General features: G+C 64.3%; 22 protein-coding genes. 12 read left to right on the top strand and 10 right to left on the bottom strand.

Features of this window, described 5'->3' with window-relative positions; translation table 11 throughout:
• Positions 1-32: 32 nt before the first annotated feature.
• From nthA to GB927_RS11520, 3 genes are read left to right on the top strand one after another with little or no spacing between them, the layout of a single operon-like run.
• A complete protein-coding gene (gene nthA / locus GB927_RS11530; RefSeq protein WP_256117767.1) occupies positions 33-608 on the top strand; it encodes a nitrile hydratase subunit alpha in 576 nt (191 codons plus the stop codon).
• Entirely contained in the window at positions 605-1264 is a 660-nt protein-coding gene (gene nthB, locus GB927_RS11525; RefSeq protein ID WP_256117033.1) for a nitrile hydratase subunit beta, read from the top strand. The genes nthA and nthB overlap by 4 nt, the downstream gene beginning before the upstream one ends.
• Positions 1251-1610: a nitrile hydratase accessory protein gene (locus tag GB927_RS11520; RefSeq protein WP_256117031.1), complete on the top strand. Its 360-nt coding sequence runs from the start codon at positions 1251-1253 to the stop codon at positions 1608-1610. The genes nthB and GB927_RS11520 overlap by 14 nt, the downstream gene beginning before the upstream one ends.
• On the opposite strand, the gene GB927_RS11515 is transcribed toward GB927_RS11520, so the two are convergent.
• Positions 1607-2695, bottom strand: coding sequence for an AbrB family transcriptional regulator (locus tag GB927_RS11515; RefSeq protein WP_256117030.1), 1089 nt, complete (start codon positions 2693-2695; stop codon positions 1607-1609). The two genes, GB927_RS11520 and GB927_RS11515, sit on opposite strands and share 4 nt — an antisense overlap.
• 149 nt (positions 2696-2844) lie before the next feature.
• Between GB927_RS11515 and GB927_RS11510 the strand changes: the two genes are divergently transcribed.
• The gene (locus GB927_RS11510; protein ID WP_256117029.1) at positions 2845-3972 is read left to right on the top strand and encodes an ATP-dependent DNA helicase; all 1128 of its coding nucleotides are present in this window, start codon (positions 2845-2847) and stop codon (positions 3970-3972) included.
• Between the two features lie 78 nt (positions 3973-4050).
• Here GB927_RS11510 and GB927_RS11505 read toward each other — a convergent pair whose 3' ends face one another.
• Both GB927_RS11505 and GB927_RS11500 read right to left on the bottom strand, forming a co-directional pair.
• Positions 4051-4728 carry a MerR family transcriptional regulator gene (locus GB927_RS11505; protein ID WP_435267202.1) on the bottom strand — a complete coding sequence of 226 codons (678 nt, stop codon included), beginning with the start codon at positions 4726-4728 and terminating at the stop codon, positions 4051-4053.
• A gap of 333 nt (positions 4729-5061) precedes the next feature.
• On the bottom strand, positions 5062-6153 hold the full coding sequence (locus tag GB927_RS11500) for a hypothetical protein (RefSeq protein WP_256117027.1): 1092 nt from the start codon (positions 6151-6153) through the stop codon (positions 5062-5064).
• A gap of 246 nt (positions 6154-6399) precedes the next feature.
• Between GB927_RS11500 and GB927_RS11495 the strand changes: the two genes are divergently transcribed.
• Positions 6400-7152: a pyridoxine 5'-phosphate synthase gene (locus GB927_RS11495; protein WP_256117026.1), complete on the top strand. Its 753-nt coding sequence runs from the start codon at positions 6400-6402 to the stop codon at positions 7150-7152.
• 44 nt (positions 7153-7196) lie between these two features.
• Here GB927_RS11495 and GB927_RS11490 read toward each other — a convergent pair whose 3' ends face one another.
• Positions 7197-8084 (bottom strand): SDR family oxidoreductase, encoded by an 888-nt coding sequence (locus GB927_RS11490; RefSeq protein ID WP_256117025.1) that lies wholly within the window; start codon positions 8082-8084, stop codon positions 7197-7199.
• A 152-nt stretch (positions 8085-8236) separates the two neighbouring features.
• Here GB927_RS11490 and GB927_RS11485 point away from each other — a divergent pair, with 152 nt between their 5' ends.
• Both GB927_RS11485 and GB927_RS11480 read left to right on the top strand, forming a co-directional pair.
• Entirely contained in the window at positions 8237-8644 is a 408-nt protein-coding gene (locus GB927_RS11485) for a winged helix-turn-helix transcriptional regulator (RefSeq protein ID WP_256117024.1), read from the top strand.
• 18 nt (positions 8645-8662) lie between these two features.
• The gene (locus GB927_RS11480; protein ID WP_256117023.1) at positions 8663-9907 is read left to right on the top strand and encodes an FAD-dependent oxidoreductase; all 1245 of its coding nucleotides are present in this window, start codon (positions 8663-8665) and stop codon (positions 9905-9907) included.
• 6 nt (positions 9908-9913) lie between these two features.
• Here GB927_RS11480 and GB927_RS11475 read toward each other — a convergent pair whose 3' ends face one another.
• Positions 9914-10627: an aspartate/glutamate racemase family protein gene (locus GB927_RS11475; RefSeq protein ID WP_256117021.1), complete on the bottom strand. Its 714-nt coding sequence runs from the start codon at positions 10625-10627 to the stop codon at positions 9914-9916.
• Between the two features lie 168 nt (positions 10628-10795).
• On the opposite strand from GB927_RS11475, the gene GB927_RS11470 reads away from it, so the two are divergent.
• On the top strand, positions 10796-11260 hold the full coding sequence (locus GB927_RS11470; RefSeq protein ID WP_256117020.1) for an Lrp/AsnC family transcriptional regulator: 465 nt from the start codon (positions 10796-10798) through the stop codon (positions 11258-11260).
• A 56-nt stretch (positions 11261-11316) separates the two neighbouring features.
• On the opposite strand, the gene GB927_RS11465 is transcribed toward GB927_RS11470, so the two are convergent.
• The 4 genes from GB927_RS11465 to GB927_RS11450 form a co-directional block, all read right to left on the bottom strand.
• The gene (locus GB927_RS11465; protein ID WP_256117019.1) at positions 11317-11526 is read right to left on the bottom strand and encodes a cold-shock protein; all 210 of its coding nucleotides are present in this window, start codon (positions 11524-11526) and stop codon (positions 11317-11319) included.
• Between the two features lie 199 nt (positions 11527-11725).
• Complete coding sequence (locus GB927_RS11460) at positions 11726-12085, bottom strand: DUF4087 domain-containing protein (RefSeq protein WP_256117018.1); 360 nt, start codon at positions 12083-12085, stop codon at positions 11726-11728.
• A 10-nt stretch (positions 12086-12095) separates the two neighbouring features.
• Positions 12096-12395: a hypothetical protein gene (locus tag GB927_RS11455; RefSeq protein WP_256117017.1), complete on the bottom strand. Its 300-nt coding sequence runs from the start codon at positions 12393-12395 to the stop codon at positions 12096-12098.
• Positions 12396-12512: 117 nt separating this feature from the next.
• Positions 12513-12893: a BRA0787 family protein gene (locus GB927_RS11450; RefSeq protein WP_256117016.1), complete on the bottom strand. Its 381-nt coding sequence runs from the start codon at positions 12891-12893 to the stop codon at positions 12513-12515.
• Positions 12894-13299: 406 nt separating this feature from the next.
• Between GB927_RS11450 and GB927_RS11445 the strand changes: the two genes are divergently transcribed.
• On the top strand, positions 13300-13947 hold the full coding sequence (locus tag GB927_RS11445) for a TetR/AcrR family transcriptional regulator C-terminal domain-containing protein (protein ID WP_256117013.1): 648 nt from the start codon (positions 13300-13302) through the stop codon (positions 13945-13947).
• 58 nt (positions 13948-14005) lie between these two features.
• On the top strand, positions 14006-15025 hold the full coding sequence (gene ilvC, locus GB927_RS11440) for a ketol-acid reductoisomerase (protein WP_256117012.1): 1020 nt from the start codon (positions 14006-14008) through the stop codon (positions 15023-15025).
• Here ilvC and GB927_RS11435 read toward each other — a convergent pair.
• On the bottom strand, positions 15022-15261 hold the full coding sequence (locus GB927_RS11435) for a hypothetical protein (protein ID WP_256117011.1): 240 nt from the start codon (positions 15259-15261) through the stop codon (positions 15022-15024). The two genes, ilvC and GB927_RS11435, sit on opposite strands and share 4 nt — an antisense overlap.
• 319 nt (positions 15262-15580) lie before the next feature.
• Between GB927_RS11435 and GB927_RS11430 the strand changes: the two genes are divergently transcribed.
• Positions 15581-16804, top strand: coding sequence for an aminotransferase-like domain-containing protein (locus GB927_RS11430; RefSeq protein ID WP_256117010.1), 1224 nt, complete (start codon positions 15581-15583; stop codon positions 16802-16804).
• A gap of 144 nt (positions 16805-16948) precedes the next feature.
• The coding region (locus GB927_RS34390) for an IS1/IS1595 family N-terminal zinc-binding domain-containing protein (RefSeq protein WP_369431656.1) at positions 16949-17111 on the top strand (163 nt) is incomplete at its 3' end.

The following is a 17111-nucleotide window of genomic DNA, read 5'->3' as shown; positions in this document are numbered from 1 at the left end:
ACCACCATCACCAAGACAACCATTTTTCGCCGATGGAAGCGCGGGTGCGCGCGCTCGAAACCATCCTGACGCAGAAGGGGCTGATCGACCCGCAGGCGATCGACGCCATCGTCGAGACCTACGAGACGAAGATCGGCCCGCGCAACGGCGCGCGCGTCGTCGCCAAGGCCTGGGCGGAACCGGATTTTGCCGACTGGCTGCGGCGGGACGCGACGGAGGCGATCGCCAGCCTCAGCTATACCGGCCGGCAGGGCGAACATATGCGGGCGGTGTTCAACGATGCGCAGACGCACAACCTCGTCGTCTGCACGCTCTGCTCCTGTTATCCCTGGTCCGTGCTCGGCCTGCCGCCCGTCTGGTACAAGGCGCCGGCCTATCGGTCGCGCGCCGTCATCGATCCGCGCGGCGTGCTGGAAGAGTTCGGCGTAACGCTTTCGCCGGACAAGAAAATCCGCGTCTGGGATTCGACCGCGGAATTGCGCTACCTCGTCATTCCCGAGCGGCCCGCGGGCACGGAAGGGCTCGACCAGGCAGCGCTTGCTGATCTCGTGACGCGCGACGCCATGATCGGCACCGGGCTGGCGCTCGCGCCGGAGGCACGGCCATGAACGGGCCGCACGACCTTGGCGGCCAGCATGGCATGGGGCCGGTCGCGCCCGAGCCCAACGAGCCGTATTTCCACGCCGAATGGGAGCGGCAGGCGCTGGGCGTGACGATCTCCTGCGGCGCTTTCGGCGCCTGGACGCTCGATGAAAGCCGCCATGCGCGCGAAAACATCCCACCCGCCACCTATCTCGCCGCGAGCTATTACGAGATCTGGATCCGCGCGCTGGAGGTGCTGCTTCAGCGGCACGGTTTCGTCAGCGCGGCGGAACTCGCCGAGGGCAGGATGCTGGAAAAGGGTGCGGCACCAAAGCGCGTGCTGAAGGCCGACATGGTGGCCGCCGTCCTGGCGAAGGGCGGGCCGTGCGACCGTCCGCTCGACACCGCGCCGCGCTTTGCCGCCGGCGAGCGGGTGCGTACGCGCAACTTCAATCCGACGACGCATACCCGCCTGCCGCGTTATGCGCGCGATAAGGTCGGCGTGGTCGAGACGGTGCAGGGCTCCTTCGTCTTCCCCGACGACAATGCACATGGCCGGGGCGAAAATCCGCAATGGGTCTATACCGTCGTCTTCGACGGCGGGGAGATCTGGGGCGAGGGCGCGGCACCCGGCCTTACCGTCTCGATCGATGCCTGGGAGAGCTATCTTGAGCCGGTGTGAGACGCCGGCCGATTCTCCCGGCCTGCCGAAATCCGCCGAGGGCGATCCGGTTTTTGCCGAGCCCTGGCAGGCGCAGGCCTTCGCCATGACGGTGCGCCTGCACGAGCAGGGCATGTTCACCTGGGCGGAATGGGCGTCGGCGCTGTCGCGCGAGGTGCATCGTCCCGGTCGCGCCGACGATGGCCGCGACTATTTCGATTGCTGGGTCGCCGCCCTTTCGTCGCTCGTTTCGGAGCGCGGCGTCGCGAGCGAGGCCGAGCAGGATGCGCTGTCCCACCGCTGGGAGCGTGCCGCCGAGGCGACGCCGCATGGCAAGCCGATCCTGCTGGAGAATGCGCCGGATTAAGACCGGTCGGCGACGAAGCGGGCGAGCCATGGCCCGATCAGCGTGACGAGAACCAGCCGCGCCGTCTGCAGCGTCATGACGAAGGCGATGTCGACATTGCTCGATGCCGCGATGACGGCAATCGAGTCGAGCCCGCCGGGGCTGGTCGAGAGATAGGCGGTGAGCGGATCGACGCCGAGTACGAGGATCAGCAGGCCGGCGAGCAGGCCGGAAAAGCTGATCAGTGCGAGGATCGAGACGACGGTCGGTAGAAGCGCGCGGCGCGCATGCATAAGGATGGCGCGGGTGAAGCCGAGGCCGATGTTCCAGCCGAGCAAGGTGAAGGCGATGACCAGCAGCCATTGCGGCAGCTCTATCGTCACCGTGCCGGAGGAGTTCAGCACCGCGGCGAGCGCGAAGGGCAGCAGGAAGGCGCCGGCCGGGATGCGCAGCTTCTGCCCGACGAGGCCGGCGGTGACGCCGATCACCAGCATGGCGGCCAGCGGCAGCATCGGCACCGGCTCGAACCAGGCATGCGGCGGTATCACCGCGCCGTCATGGCCGCCGAAATGGGCGACGAGCGTCGCGACGCTCGCGACGAAGACGACGCGCAGATATTGCATGAAGGCGACGAGCCGCGCATCCGCGCCATAGGCCTCCGCCATCATCAGCATGGTGGAGGCGGCGCCGGGGGACGATCCCCAGATCGCCGTGGTGCCCGGCAGGAGGCCGGTGCGGGCGATCATCCAGCCGGAGAACGTGCTCATGCCGATGACGGAGAGCACGACGAACATCATCAGCAGCCAGTTTTCCGTGAACGTGCCGACGAAATCCTGCGACACCATGGTGGCGATCATCAGCGCCAGCACGACCTGCACGAAAAAGAAGAAGATGCGCGGCAGGCGGATCGTGCCGCCGGCAAGCGCCACGAATATGCCGGCGAGCATCGGCCCCATCAGGAGGGCGGCGGGAAAGCCGGCGATCTCCAGTGGCACTGTGGTGAAGAGCGACAGGCAGCCGACAAGGCCCCACTGCAGCCAGGCCGGCAACCGGCCGGCGCCGCTCGGTGCGCTCGTGTCGTCATTCGGATTTCGGGAGGCGGGCAAATCATCGCTCCGGAAGGTTAGCGTCTCAATACAGGCAAGCGCGCGCGGCGAACAGGGTCAAATCAGGGGGTAGGCGATTCCTTCGGCACTCTTGTGAACTCGGCGTCCCGCCCCTTGCTTCGCAGGCGCGAATCCTGCCAAGTCCGGGCATGGAATTTGCACCCCAACAGGATGAAGCGCTGAAGGCCGTCGCACGATGGCTGAAGGAAGGGCGCGCGCCGCTGTTCCGGCTGTTCGGTTATGCCGGCACGGGCAAGACGACCCTGGCGCGCCACTTTGCCGAAAATGTCGATGGCGAGGTGCTGTTCGCCGCCTTCACCGGCAAGGCGGCCCAGGTGCTGCGCTCGAAGGGCGCCACCAATGCCCGCACGATCCATTCGCTGATCTATCGTTCGCGCGGCGAGGAAGAGGTGTCGGACGAGGAGACGGGCAAAACCTCGATCTCGCCGATGTTCACGATCAACCGCCAGAGCCCCGTCAGCAAGGCCGCGCTCGTCGTCGTGGACGAATGCTCGATGGTCGACGAGGCGCTCGGCAAGGACCTGATGAGCTTCGGCACGCCGATCCTCGTGCTCGGCGATCCCGGCCAGCTTCCACCGGTCTCCGGCGGCGGCTACTTTACCAACCAGGAGCCGGACTACCTGCTGACGGATATTCATCGGCAGGCGCGAGATAACCCGATCCTTCATCTCGCCATGCAGATCCGTGAGGGCGGCGATATCGCTTACGGCGATTATGGCGCAGCGCGCGTCATCGGGCGCAACGAGGTCGACCAGTCGCTGGTTCTCGATGCCGACCAGGTGCTTGTCGGCACCAACAAGACGCGGCGCCGCTACAACCAGCGGCTCCGGGAACTCAAGGGGTTTACGACCGAATACCCGCAATCCGGCGACAAGCTGGTGTGCCTGCGCAACGATCCTGCCAAGGGCCTGCTCAACGGTTCGCTCTGGCAGGTGATGAGTTCGTCCAAGGAGACTGTGAAGCCCGGCATCAACCTGATGATCCGGCCGGAAGACGACGACATGGATCGCGGCGCGGCCAAGATCAAGCTCCTGAAGGCCGCCTTCGAGAATGTCACCGAGGAAATTCCCTGGACGACGCGCAAGCGCTACGACGACTTCGATTTCGGCTATGCGCTGACCGTGCACAAAGCGCAGGGTTCGCAGTGGAACAATGTCGTGCTGTTCGATGAAAGTTACGCATTCCGCGACACGCGCGAACGCTGGCTCTACACCGCCATCACGCGCGCCGCGGAAACGCTTACCATCGTCCGGTAGCCAGGACCCCGCACGACGGACCGCCCATCAGGGAGCGGATAGAAGGGCCGGTCGTCATGTCCGGCCTATGCGTCGGCCTCAGTGGCCGACGATCCCGAGCATGACCGCCTTGGCGACGGCCTGGAAACGGTTGTTGCTGTTGAACTTGGCGATGATGTTCTTTTCCATCACCTGCACTTCGCCGGGCTCGATTTCGAGTGCGCGGGCGATGCGGCTCGTCGGGTAACCTTCCGCCATCAGGGTGAGGCAACGCAGCTCCGCCGCCGCGAGGCTGGCGCTGGGCGTGTTGTCATTGGTCTCGCTTTCATGGGCGGCACTGAAATCGAGCAGCTCGTTGATCTGCTGCATCTGCCGGCGGATCGTCGATTGCTGCGCGGCGAGTTCGCGCTTGCGGGCGGTCATGGCGTTGCGGAAGACTCCGTCGGCCTCTTCCTGGCTTTCGGCCGCCGAGAGGTGCTCCAGCAGTTCCTGGATCACGGCGACAGGCATGCCCGTCTCGCGGCAGGTATTGACCACCGCCATCTGCTGGATTTCCTCGGGGCCGTAGACCCGCATGGGGCCGACGCGGGCCGCCGTCAGCAAGCCCTTTTCCTCGTAGAAATGCAGCGTGCGATGGGTCACGCCGAAGGCATTCGCCATGTCGGCGATGGCAAGGCGCCCTTCCGGCAGGTTTTCCGGCAAGGGTGCGACGGGCAGGAAACGAATGGATTTGCGCGCGCCCGTCCGGCTGTCGGCCTTCTTCGACTCATTGGTCATCATGAAAGCGGCCCGCAAATAAGAAATCTGGTCATGTGCTTAACCCCCGGTCGCCGGCAAAAATCCTCTTCCCCGTGAAGTCTGGATCTAATGCCGGCGGACAATGCCCACCATTCCCCCGGCTGTGCAGGCCGATGGAACTGTATACGATCGCGCAAAGGTTCCCGATCCGTTTCGCGACGCGATTGTGCAGGATCATGAACCCGAGCGGCACACATTACCAATCCGCCCAGCATCGTAAAATAAACCCAAGGCTTGGGCGTGCCTATCGTTATATCTAGGGATGTATTTTCTGGTGGCGCGGGCGCGTGGGCTGCAAGGAAAAGGCGAGTGCTACCGGGTCAGGCTGAAGCTCGTTCCGTCCGGAATCGGCGCTTCGGCAAGGGCCGCGGAGGGCTGCAGCGTGCAGGCGGACGGCCGGCCGAGCGGGGGCGTGCCGCGCGGCGGACCCTGTTCGCTATGCGCAAGACATTCCATCGTGCCGCTTGCCGTGCCCGTGCGCATGGCGTGGCGATAGAGCGGCCCGGTCGCCGACAGGGTGCGGGCGGCGAAATTGACCGCCTCGTAGGCAATGCCCGCCTTGCTGCGCAGCTGCTCGGGGGAGAAATGCCGCGCATAGACCGTGTCGCCGGATTGTTCGTGGATCAGGCGCGCATAGATGCCATGGCCGTCCGACCGATTCTCGATGCGGATCGAATAGGAGAGCGGATGCGTGTCGGCCGCCTCGCGCTTGTCGACGAGGTGCACGGTCCGGTGATAGCCGGCGGAGCCAGCAATGGCGCGGGCGAGCGCATTGCATTCGCCGCCCGACGGCCAGCATTGCACGATGTGCAGGCTCGGCAGGGCCTGGGCGCGGCCGGCAAGCCGGTTCTGCACCGAGAGCACGAGCTGCGCCTTGGCGATCGCCGCATTGGTCGCCTCCGGGTAGACGGAGGGCGCCAGGAAGAACAGCGGCAACAGCGAGAACAGGGCGATCGGCGAGGAGATCGGCGCCGGCAGCCAGGAGCGGCGTGGAGCGGGCTTCTGCCGCACCAGCGGACGCGCGATGGCCGCTACGGCCGGAGCCGGTTCCGGGCGATACTTGAGGATGCTGTATTCGGGAACGTAGCTGCCGAGCGGCACGCGAATGCGCAGGTGATCCGCTGCACCTTCCGTCTCGTAATAGTGTTCGAGAAGCTTTCTGAGCTTGCCGGCCTGGACGCGTACCAGCGGATCGTTGCCGGCGTCGAAACCCGATGGACGGGCGAAGACGTCGATGCCGATGCTGTAGCCCTTCAATTGGGCCGCCTTGCCGGACAGTTCGTTCTCGACGATGTAGGAGAGGAACGAGCGCAGCCGCTCGGAACGGGCGAAGGTCTCGCTGGTGATGACGGCGTTGAGCGCGCGCCGCACGAGATCGCACGCCGGCCTGTCGGTCCTGCTCATGGTGTTGCCACAGAGGAGGCCATCTTCGCTGCCTGGTTTCCTTCCCGTTCCGATATCGAGTCGCTGGAGCGCGCTATCCCCAAAATTCTGGGGGAGTTTATCGGTGATTCTTGATGATGGGCAAGGGGCGAGGCGATCCCTCCCGGCCAAATCGCGCGCGCGCCCCGTTCCTGCGGCTCTTGCGGCGATTGCCCTTGTGGAAACAACAGGCTAGACCTGTGTCCTGCAACAGGAGCCCGCTTCGTCATGCCTGCGAAACTGTCGGTCAATCTCAACGCCATCGCCATGCTGCGCAACCGCCGGGACCTGCCCTGGCCGAGCGTCACGAGCCTTGGCCGGATCGCCCTTCAGGCCGGCGCCAGCGGGCTTACCGTGCATCCGCGGCCGGACCAGCGCCATGTGCGCTTCTCCGACCTCGCGCCGATCCGCAACCTCATCGACAGCGAATTTGCCGGGCTGGAATTCAACATCGAAGGTTTTCCGGAAGAGGGGTTCATGCGCCTCGTCGAGGAGCATCGCCCCGAACAGGTGACGCTGGTGCCGGACGATCCGTCGCAGGCGACCTCGGACCATGGCTGGGATTTTCGCAGGAGCCACAATCTTCTCGGCAATATCGTCGGCCGGCTGAAGAAGCTCGGGCTTCGTGTCTCGGTCTTTGCCGATGGCGCGCCGGACCGCGAGGCGTTGACGATCGCGAAAGAGGTCGGCGCCGACCGGATCGAGCTTTATACCGGCCCCTATGGCGGCTGCTACGACGATCCGGCGGAAGCCCAGCGCATTGCCGACGTGCTCGGCGAGACGGCGGATATCGCCTTCGATCTCGGCCTCGACGTCAATGCCGGCCACGACCTGACGGTCGCCAACCTGCCGATGCTGGTGGCGCGCATTCCGCGTCTTGCCGAGGTGTCGATCGGCCACGGCCTGACTGCCGATGCGCTGGAATATGGCATGGCGGAATCGGTGCGCCGCTTCTGCCGCGCCTGCGGCCAGGACGTCTGACCGCGTAGTGCGGCGCCCTTTAGGAGCGCCGCACCAAAAAAACATCAGCCGAGAAACGCTGCCTTGCTGGCGGCGACGAAATCCTCGAACGCGGTCAGCGGGCGGCCGGACAGCGTTTCGGCATCGCTGGTCACCACCGCGATCTTGCCCTCGCGCGTGTTGGCGTCGAAGGAGACGATGGTGGGGATGAAGCCTTCCGGCAGGCCGGCGCCCTTGAGGCCCTCGGCAAGCTGGGCGTCCGTCACATGCACCACATTGAGCGGCTTGCCGGTTGCAGCGGAAACGATGGCGGCGATCTCTTCCGCCGTGTGGGTCTGCGGGCCGGTCAGCGTGTAGGTTTTGCTTTCGTCGCCGGCCTTCAGCACCGCGCCGGTGATGGCGGCGGCGGTGTCGTCGCGGGTGATATGGGCGATCTTGCCCTCACCGGTGGCGGTGTACCAGGAGCCGGTTGCAAGTGCGTGGGGCAGCGACATGAAGAGGTTTTCCGCATACCAGCCGTCGCGCAGGATCGTGTAGGGGATGCCGGTCGCCTTGATCGCCTGTTCGGTGCCGAGATGGTCGGGCGCGAAGGTGACGAGCGAATCGTCCGGCTGCGGCATGGAGGTGTAGAGAATGTGCTTCGCGCCGGCCTTCTTTGCGGCGGCGACGGCGGCCTTGTGCTGGGCGAGGCGGCGGCCCGGCTTGTCGAGCGCGTCCGTCGAGATGATCAGCACCTTGCCGGCACCGGCAAAGGCGGCGTCGAGCGAGGCCTCATCGTCGAAATCGGCGGCGCGGACCGTGACGCCCTTGGCGGCATAGGCCTCCAGCTTGGCGGTGTCGCGCGTCGTGGCGATGATATCGGCCGGTGCGACCTTGCCGGAGGCGATGAGCTTGTCGAGGACGAGGCGGCCGAGCTGGCCGGAGGCGCCGGTAACGAGAACTGTGTCGGTCATGTCTATGGCCTTTCTGGCAGGGCTGGCGGGGAGGCGCCTACGATTCCTGCTGAGGGTTGGTCTCTTATTGAGACTTGCTCTTATCTGGTGATCTGCTAGAGCCTGTAAAGGAGGCAGTTTTTTCTGCGGTGGTTACCTGGAGGGAACCTTCTATGAACAAGATCGTCGAGCGCGCCGAGGGCGAACGCGTCATGCTGATCGACGGCATCGCCATGTCAATGGACGATTGTCCGGTGCGCGACGTGCTGGACAGCGTCGGCGGCAAGTGGACCTCGTTGATGATCCTCGGCCTTGCCGACGGCCCCCGCCGCTTTTCGCAGCTCCGCCGCTTCATCCCGGACATTTCGCAGCGCATGCTGACCCAGACGCTGCGCGACCTCCAGCGCGACGGCTACCTGACGCGCACCGTCTACCCCACCCAGCCGCCAAGCGTCGAATATGGGCTGACGCCGCTTGGCCACTCCTTCCTTGCGCTTCTGCGCTCCCTCGTGCAGTGGTCTACGGAGAACCACGGCGCGATCCGGGCTGCACGCTTGGTCTATGACGCCGCGAAGGACTGACGCACCGGGGAAGGCGGCATGAAGCGACTGGATATCGGCATTGCCGGCGCGGGGCCTGCGGGGCTTGCGACCGCGCTCTTTCTGGCGCGCGTCGGCCATCGGGTGGAGCTCATCGAGCGCTTCGACCAACCATCGCCCGTCGGCTCCGGCCTGCTGATGCAGCCGACGGGGCTCACCGTGCTCGACGCCCTCGGCCTGTCCCCGGCCATCCACGCGCTCGGCAACCGCATCGACCGGCTGCACGGCGCGGATGCCCGCAGCGGAAGAACCGTGCTCGACGTGCGCTACGACGCGCTTTCCGGCGGTCGTTATGGCCTTGCCGTGCACCGGGCGGCGCTGTTTTCTGTTTTGCATGATGCGGTGGTGGCCGAAGGGCTGCCCATCCGCACCGGCATCACGCTGGCCAAGGCGGAAACCCGCCAGGCCCGCACGGCGCTGCACGATCCGGACGGCGAGATCGTCGGCGATTATGACCTGGTGATCGATGCGACCGGCGCGCGCTCGCAGCTCGTCGCGGCCTCTATCGTCTCGCCGCATGTGCGGGAGCTGCCCTGGGGTGCCTTCTGGGCGACGCTCGATTGCGACGGCATCGCGCATGATGCGCGCGCACTTGCCCAACGCTATGACGCTGCGAAGGTGATGATCGGCGTCCTGCCGGTCGGGCGGGCGCATGCGGGCGAGGGGCGCAAGGCCGCCTTCTTCTGGAGCCTCAAGACGGCGGAGGCGGAGGCGGTGAAACAGGCGGGGCTGGAGCGCTGGAAGGCCGGCATCCGCGGCTATTGGCCGGAGACGGCGCCCTTTCTCGACCAGATCACGGATTGGGACCAGCTGACGCCCGCCCGCTACGCCCACCGCACCACGCTGCCGCCCTATGCGGATGGCATTGTCTTCATCGGCGACAGCGCCCATTCGACGAGCCCGCAGCTCGGGCAGGGGGCGAACATGGCGCTGCTCGACGCGGCCGCGCTGGCGCATGCCCTGTCATCGGCGGCGTCGCTGGAGGAGGGGCTGGCGGCCTATGCGGCCGCCCGGCGCAACCATGTGCGGCTGTTCCAGCTTCTCTCCTATGTCTTCACGCCGTTCTATCAGTCGGATTCGCAGGCGATCGCGTGGCTGCGCGACCGGCTGGTCGCGACCGTCGCGAAAATTCCGCCGGCGCCGCAGATCCTGGCGGCGATCGTCTCCGGCACGCTGAGCGACCCGTTCGCACGGGCCGGGCTGGAGGAATGCCGCTGGCGGGAGAAAGCGCTTCGCGAGGCTTGAGCGGCTTCAGGCGGCCTTGCTGGCAACGATCGGGCCAAGCGCGAAATCGACGGCCGCCCTGGCATGGATCGCGGTCGAATCGAAGCCCGGCAGCGGCAGGTTTTCGGGATCGAGCAGCAGGCAGATTTCCGTGCAGCCGAGGATGACGCAGTCCGCACCCTGTTCGCGCGCCGCCTCTATCAGGGCGAGCACGTGCTCGCGGGAGGTTTCAAGCACCTTGCCCTGGCAGAGCTCGTTGAAGATGACGTCGTGGATCAGCGTGCGGCCGGCGTCATCCGGCACCACCACGTCGAGGCCGGCCGCCTTCATGCGGTCCGCGTAAAAACCATGTTCCATCGTGTAGCGCGTGGCGAGCAGCAGCGGGCGGCGCTTGCCGGCCGCGAAAATTTCGCGTGCGGTCTCATCGATGATGTTGAGGAGCGGCGCCTTGACGGCGGCCTGAACCGCATCGGCGACGAGATGCATGGTGTTGGTGCAGATCAGCACGCAGTCCGCGCCGGCCTTTTCGAGACCGGCGGCCACGGCGCCGAGGCGCTCGCCGGCGGCATCCCAGCGGCCCGCCTTCTGAAGGTCGACGATCGACTGAAAATCCACCGAATGCACCAGCACGTCCGCCGAATGCAGGCCGCCCAGCCGCGCACGCACCGCCTCGTTGATCATGCGGTAATAGACCGCCGTGCTCTCAAAGCTCATGCCGCCGATAAGGCCGATCGTCTTCATGCTCGTCTCCCGCTGGTGATGTCCATGACAACCAGAGTGCCGCGCCCTTCGCGGCGATTGTTCGCAAAGTTTCGACCGATTTGGCATGGATGCGCTAATTATTATTGCCATATTGGTAATATGCGCGCTTTCATTGCCCCGTCTTTGAATTGAGCGGAGAATCTCGGCGTGCTGGATGAGCGGGACCGGAAATTGCTGGCGCTGTTGCAGGAGGATGCGGGCGCGCCCGTCGCCGTGCTGGCGGAGAAGGTGAACCTGTCGCTCTCAGCCTGTGCGCGCCGCATCCAGCGGCTGGAGGAAAGCGGGCACATTGCGGGGCGGGTGGCGCTGCTCGACCGCGACAAGATGGGCGTGCCGACGACGGTTTTTGCGCTGATCAAGACGGCGCATCACAGCGATGACTGGATCGCGCTGTTTTCCCGGGCGATCGCCGATATTCCCGAGGTCGTCGAGGCGCATCGGCTGACGGGCAATTACGACTATATTCTCAAGATCGTGCTGCCGCGGGTCGAGCATTACGACGTGGTCTACAAGCGCATCGTGCGCAAGGTCGAGCTTTTCGACGTTTCCGCCTCGATTTCCATGGAGGTGCTGAAAAGCGGATCGCGCCTGCCGGTCGATCACGCCGAATAGCGGGCATAAAAAAGCCGGTCGAAACCGGCCTTTCCATTTCAGTGCCGTGGCGCCGATCAGGCTGCGGCGAGCTGATCAGCCGACATCTTGCCGGACTTGCGGTCGCGGACCAGCTCGAAGCTGACCTTCTGACCTTCGTCCAGACCCGTGAGGCCGGCGCGCTGAACGGCGGAGATGTGGACGAAAACGTCCGGCTCACCGCTGTCCTGCTGAATGAAGCCGTAGCCCTTGGTCGTGTTGAACCACTTTACGGTACCAGTTGCCATGACGAAACCTTTCTAAGCCGTCAAATCAATCTTCGGTCGCCGGTTTGGCGACCATGGGAGGTCGAATTTGAAGGGTAGGTTCGTACTGCAGGCGGGAACGCCTGCAAATGCAGAAGTCAACGTTCAAATCTCGATGCGGGAGAAATAAGTGCTTCGACGCCCCGGGTCAAGACAGGAGCGCGCCGGCTTTTGTGCTTGATCAATCCGGCGGTGAGAGGGCTGGATCGTTCGCACATTTCGCGATCGGCAACTGGCGGAAGGAATGGATGGCGAGGATGCGGCCGTCGGCATCGTCGGTGTCGACGCTCATGCAGGCGCAGGCATACCCATAATTGCCGTTGGTGCGCACATAGTCGCCGGCAGAAATGTCCGGGATGATGTCGATGCCGTCAGGCTCCTCCCCGCCACCCTGCGTCATCAATGTCCAGCTTCCGTCGGCATCGTTCAGCCACCAGTTCGCCGGTGTGGGATTGTGCAGCCAGCCGCAGCGGTTTTCGGCGGCGTCAGCGGCCGTGCCGGCAAGAGCGATCAGGAGGGCACTCAGGAGCAGTCTTTTCATCGCCATATCCTCACTTCACGATCTTCTTGCAGTGAAACATGTCGCCGCTCGCTTCCGACGCCCAGTCCATCTCGCTGTCGGTGATGTTGGCAAGGCCGATGCGGTAGTCGTCGGCAAAGGTCAGCGTATAGGCGCCGCCGTCCTTTTCGCTTTTGACGATCGGCATTGGGCCTTCGCCCGAATCATAGGTGTCGGCGGTGAACGTGAATGTCGCGACCTCGCAATTCCAGGTGCCGACATAGGGCGGCTCCTCGGCGGCGATTGCGGGCAGGGCGGAGAGAAGAAGGGCGGCAGCGGCGAGGCGAAACATGGCGGGAATCCGTCGCAGGAGGGCAGGCACTCCCATAACGGGTAGCGCCTGCCCCTTATTCCCGTATTCCCATGCGATGAAAAGAAAAAGTCCCGTCAGAACGGGACTCTTTCTGGATCAGGCAGGACGCCGCTTGTCGACGCGGTGATGGTCGAGGAAGGCGGCAATGGCAGCCTCGCCGTAGAGGCGACGCTGTTCGACGAGAGCCACGGCCAGCCGGGCGGCATCGCCGAAGGTAAGGATGTCCGCGCCGGCGGTGGCCGGATTGCGGGCAAGGGTGTCGGCAACGATCTCCGCCATGGTGCGTGGCAGGATATCCGTGCACTCGCGCATGCTTTCGAAGACGATGCCGATGGGAATGATCTGGTCTTCGTAGATCACCATCGGTTCGGCGCGTTCGTCTTCCCAGGCGTCAAAGGCTTCCAGGGCGTCGCCGAACACTTGCTGCAGAGTGATGGGAGCATGTCCTTCGTGAAGGTCTGGCAGGAAATTCAACATTTTCTGTCTCCTTGGCGTAAGGGCGTTTCGCTTCGTACTCCTGATACTCAGGCCTCGATGCCGGCATGGCCGTGCTTGTCCAGAACGGCCTGCTGCACCGCAGGTCTCACAAATCTTAACAATCGGAAACGTCTTGGGAAGCGAAAAATTTTGTGCGGGCTGTGGTGCCTAAACGATTTGGAAGGACTTCTGTTTCAAATCAGCGACATAGCGGAATAAAAATTTCTTCATCGTTGTGCATTGCAGCGATTATTGCGTGCTGCAGCAGGCCTCGGAAGCAGGATTTTGCCCCGCAAATCACCCGCTTTCCCTCCCTTGCAAGAAGTGTGTTGACCGGGCCGGCGGAGATCGCTAGAAGATGCCGAACCGTACGGTACGGTACGCAAGATTTCGACAGGGGAACATCGTGCATTTCGTGGAGCAGGGCAGAGCGGGCGCAGCCGCCGCGGGACTGACGGAACGTCAGGGCGCGGTGCTGGAGCGTGCGCTCGGCCTGCTGGTCGAAGGCGGCGAGCGGGCGTTGACGACGGCCGGTGTGGCGCGCGCGGCGAATTGCTCGAAGGAAAGCCTCTATAAATGGTTCGGGGATCGCGACGGGCTGATCTCCGCGATGATCACATACCAGGCCGGCAAGGTGCGCACGGTCGAGGTGAGCGCGGGCGCGCTGACGGCAGAGACGCTGCGCAAACATCTCTTCGCTTTTGCCTGCGACCTCATCGACGTGCTTTTGGGCGATGTGTCGCTGGCGCTGAACCGCCTCGCCATCGGCCAGGCGAGCCGCGAGGGCGCCGGGCTCGGCCGCCTGTTGCAGGAGCGCGGCCGCCGGCAGATCGGCAAACGCGCCGCAGCGCTGCTCGAAGCCGGCCGCAAGGCAAAGCTGCTTGCCTTCGACAGTGCAGACGAGGCATACGGCACGCTCTACGGCTTGATCGTCTCCGACATGCATCTGCGCATGCTGCTCGGGGAAGATGCCGGGGCATTGAAAAAGGAATTCTCGCCGCGGGCGGAGAAGGCGGTGGATGCCTTCCTGACGCTCTACGGCGCGAAAGGGTAAGACCGGCCGGACGAACCGCCGGTTCAATTCAAACAGACAGCAAGGGAAGGAAACATCGATGCGCGTCTATTACGATCGTGATGCCGATCTCAACCTCATCAAGGCGAAGAATGTCGTCATCGTCGGCTACGGCTCCCAGGGCCGCGCCCACGCCCTCAACCTCAAGGATTCCGGCGCCAAGAACGTCGTGATCGCGCTCAAGGCCGGTTCGCCGACCGTCAAGAAGGCCGAAGCCGACGGCTTCAAGGTCATGACCGTCGCCGACGCCGCCAAGTGGGGCGACCTCCTGATGATGGCGACGCCGGACGAGCTCCAGGCCGACATCTACAAGGCCGACATCGCCGGCAACATCCGCGACGGCGCTGCCATCGCCTTCGCGCACGGCCTCAACGTGCATTTCGGCCTCATCGAGCCGAAGTCCTCGGTCGACGTCGTCATGATCGCGCCGAAGGGCCCGGGCCACACGGTTCGCGGCGAATACCAGAAGGGCGGCGGCGTTCCCTGCCTCGTTGCCGTTCACCAGAACGCTTCGGGCAACGCGCTTGACCTCGCACTCTCCTACGCCTGCGGCGTCGGCGGCGGCCGTTCGGGCATCATCGAGACCAACTTCAAGGAAGAGTGCGAAACCGACCTCTTCGGCGAACAGGTCGTTCTGTGCGGCGGTCTCGTCGAACTGATCCGCGCCGGTTTCGAAACGCTGGTCGAAGGCGGCTACGCGCCGGAAATGGCCTATTTCGAGTGCCTGCACGAAGTTAAGCTGATCGTCGACCTTATCTATGAAGGCGGCATCGCCAACATGAACTACTCGATCTCCAACACGGCCGAGTGGGGCGAATACGTCTCCGGCCCGCGCATCATCACCGCCGAAACGAAGGCCGAGATGAAGCGCGTCCTGACGGACATCCAGACCGGCAAGTTCACCTCCGAGTGGATGCAGGAATGGAAGGCCGGCGGCGCACGCTTCAAGGGCATCCGCCGCAACAACGACTCGCACCAGATCGAAGAAGTCGGCGCGAAGCTGCGCGGCATGATGCCGTGGATCGGCAAGAACAAGCTCGTCGACAAGGCCGTGAACTAAGCAGCTTGCCGATCCCCGTTCTTTGCTTGCATGCCTGCGGCAATGCGGTGATCGGCAAGAACAAGCTGGTCGACAAGGCCGTCAACTAAGCGCATCTGCCCCTTCCGGGCATACAAGGCCGGGCGGTTTTCCGCCCGGTTTTTTATTTCAGTCAGACTGAAATAATGCAGTGCATCCTTCCGCGACGCTGCGGTGCAGCAAGTAATAAACTTGCGCGAAGCGCCGAACAGGAACAAAATACAGTAGTGTTTCGTTCCGCTGTCAGGAGGATAGTGCGATGACCACGATTATCCAATACTTCGCTTGGTTCGATCTTTTGATCCTGGGCAGTATAGCCACGCTTGTGCTGCTCAGCCTCTACAGCGACCGGGCGACCTGAGCGCGTCCGGCGCGTGAAAAGGCAGCCGGGGTGACGCCGCTCCGGCGAGATTAAATTCGCACGAAACCTCGGTCGCGTGCGCATGTCTTCTTGGTGCGAATATTTAGGTCAGCATTATTGACATAAAAACGGCGCCGTGATGAGGTGCGTTCAAACAACAGACCGAGGAAACCCCTATGTTCAAATGGGAACAGGCCTTCGCGACGCGTGCGTCGCGCATGAAGGCGTCCGAAATCCGTGAGCTGCTGAAACTGCTCGAACGGCCCGACATCATCTCGTTCGCCGGCGGCATCCCGGATCCGGCGCTGTTTCCAAAGGAAGCCTTTTCCGCCGCCTATACGGACGTGCTTTCGGGCGAGGGGGCCGCGGCCGGCCTGCAATATTCCGTCAGCGAAGGCTACAAGCCGCTGCGCGACTGGCTCGCCGGCGAAATGGGCAAGCTCGGCATTCCCTGTTCGGCCGACAATGTCTTCATCGTCTCCGGCTCGCAGCAGGGCCTCGATTATCTCGGAAAGCTCTTCCTGTCGCCGAACGACACGGCGCTTGTGACCTGGCCGACCTATCTCGGCGCGCTCCAGGCCTTCAATGCCTACGAGCCGACCTATGACCGGCTGAACCTTTCCGGCAACCGCACGCCGGATGCCTACCGGGTGACGGCGGCGGATGCGGGCGGGCGGGTGAAGTTCGCCTATCTCTCCGCCGACTTCGCCAATCCGACCGGCGAAACGGTCGACCGTGCCGGCCGCGAGAAGCTTCTGACGCTTGCCGAAGAGCTGGATATCCCGATCATCGAGGACGCCGCCTATCAGTCGCTGCGTTACGACGGCGAGGCCGTGCCGCCGATCCTGGCGCTGGAAATCGCCGCCAAGGGCGATATCGACGCCGCCCGCACCATCTATTGCGGCAGCTTTTCGAAGACGCTGGCCCCGGGCCTGCGCGTCGGCTACATCGTCGCGGCGGCCCCCGTCATCCGCAAGCTTGTCTTGATGAAGCAGGCGGCGGACCTGCATTCCTCCACCATCAACCAGATGGCGATCGCTCATGTCGCTGAGCGCGGTTTCGACGCGCAGGTCGAAAAGATCCGCGCCGCCTATAGCGTGCGCCGCAACGCCATGCTGGCCGCCCTTCAGAAATACATGCCGGAAGGTGTCAGCTGGACGAAGCCCGAGGGTGGTATGTTCGTCTGGGTCACGCTGCCGGCCGGCATGGATGGCGCGGCGCTGCTCGCCCGTTCCATCGAGACCGAAAAGGTCGCCTTCGTACCCGGCCAGGCGTTCCACGCCGATGGCAGCGGCGCCAACACGCTACGCCTCAGCTTCTCCTGCGCCGACGCCGCGACGATCGAGGAAGGCATCTCCCGCCTCGGCCGCCTGCTCGGCAAGGAACGCCTCGCGGCTTGATCCGGGCGTTCGCTGGAGAGAAAAGAAGCAACAGCGCCTCTGCACCCCCCTCTGCCCTGCCGGGCATCTCCCCCTCAAGGGGGAGTGTTTACATTGAACGCTTTTGAGATTCTGCTATGGGGGTGATTTGCGTGGAGGCAGGTGATGGATTGCCCGGGCTGTGGTGGTGTCGATCTGATCAAGCGCGGCAGCAAGGCCGGCCATCAACGCTATCGATGTCGCGCCTGCGGCCGCTATAGCACCGACAGTCAGCCCCGGTTTAGCGCGAAGACCAAGGCCATGGCGATCGAGATGTACATGAATAGCA

It is taken from the genome of Shinella lacus (assembly GCF_010994755.1).
GTDB lineage: Bacteria > Pseudomonadota > Alphaproteobacteria > Rhizobiales > Rhizobiaceae > Shinella > Shinella lacus.
This window is presented reverse-complemented; position numbering and strand designations above follow the sequence as displayed.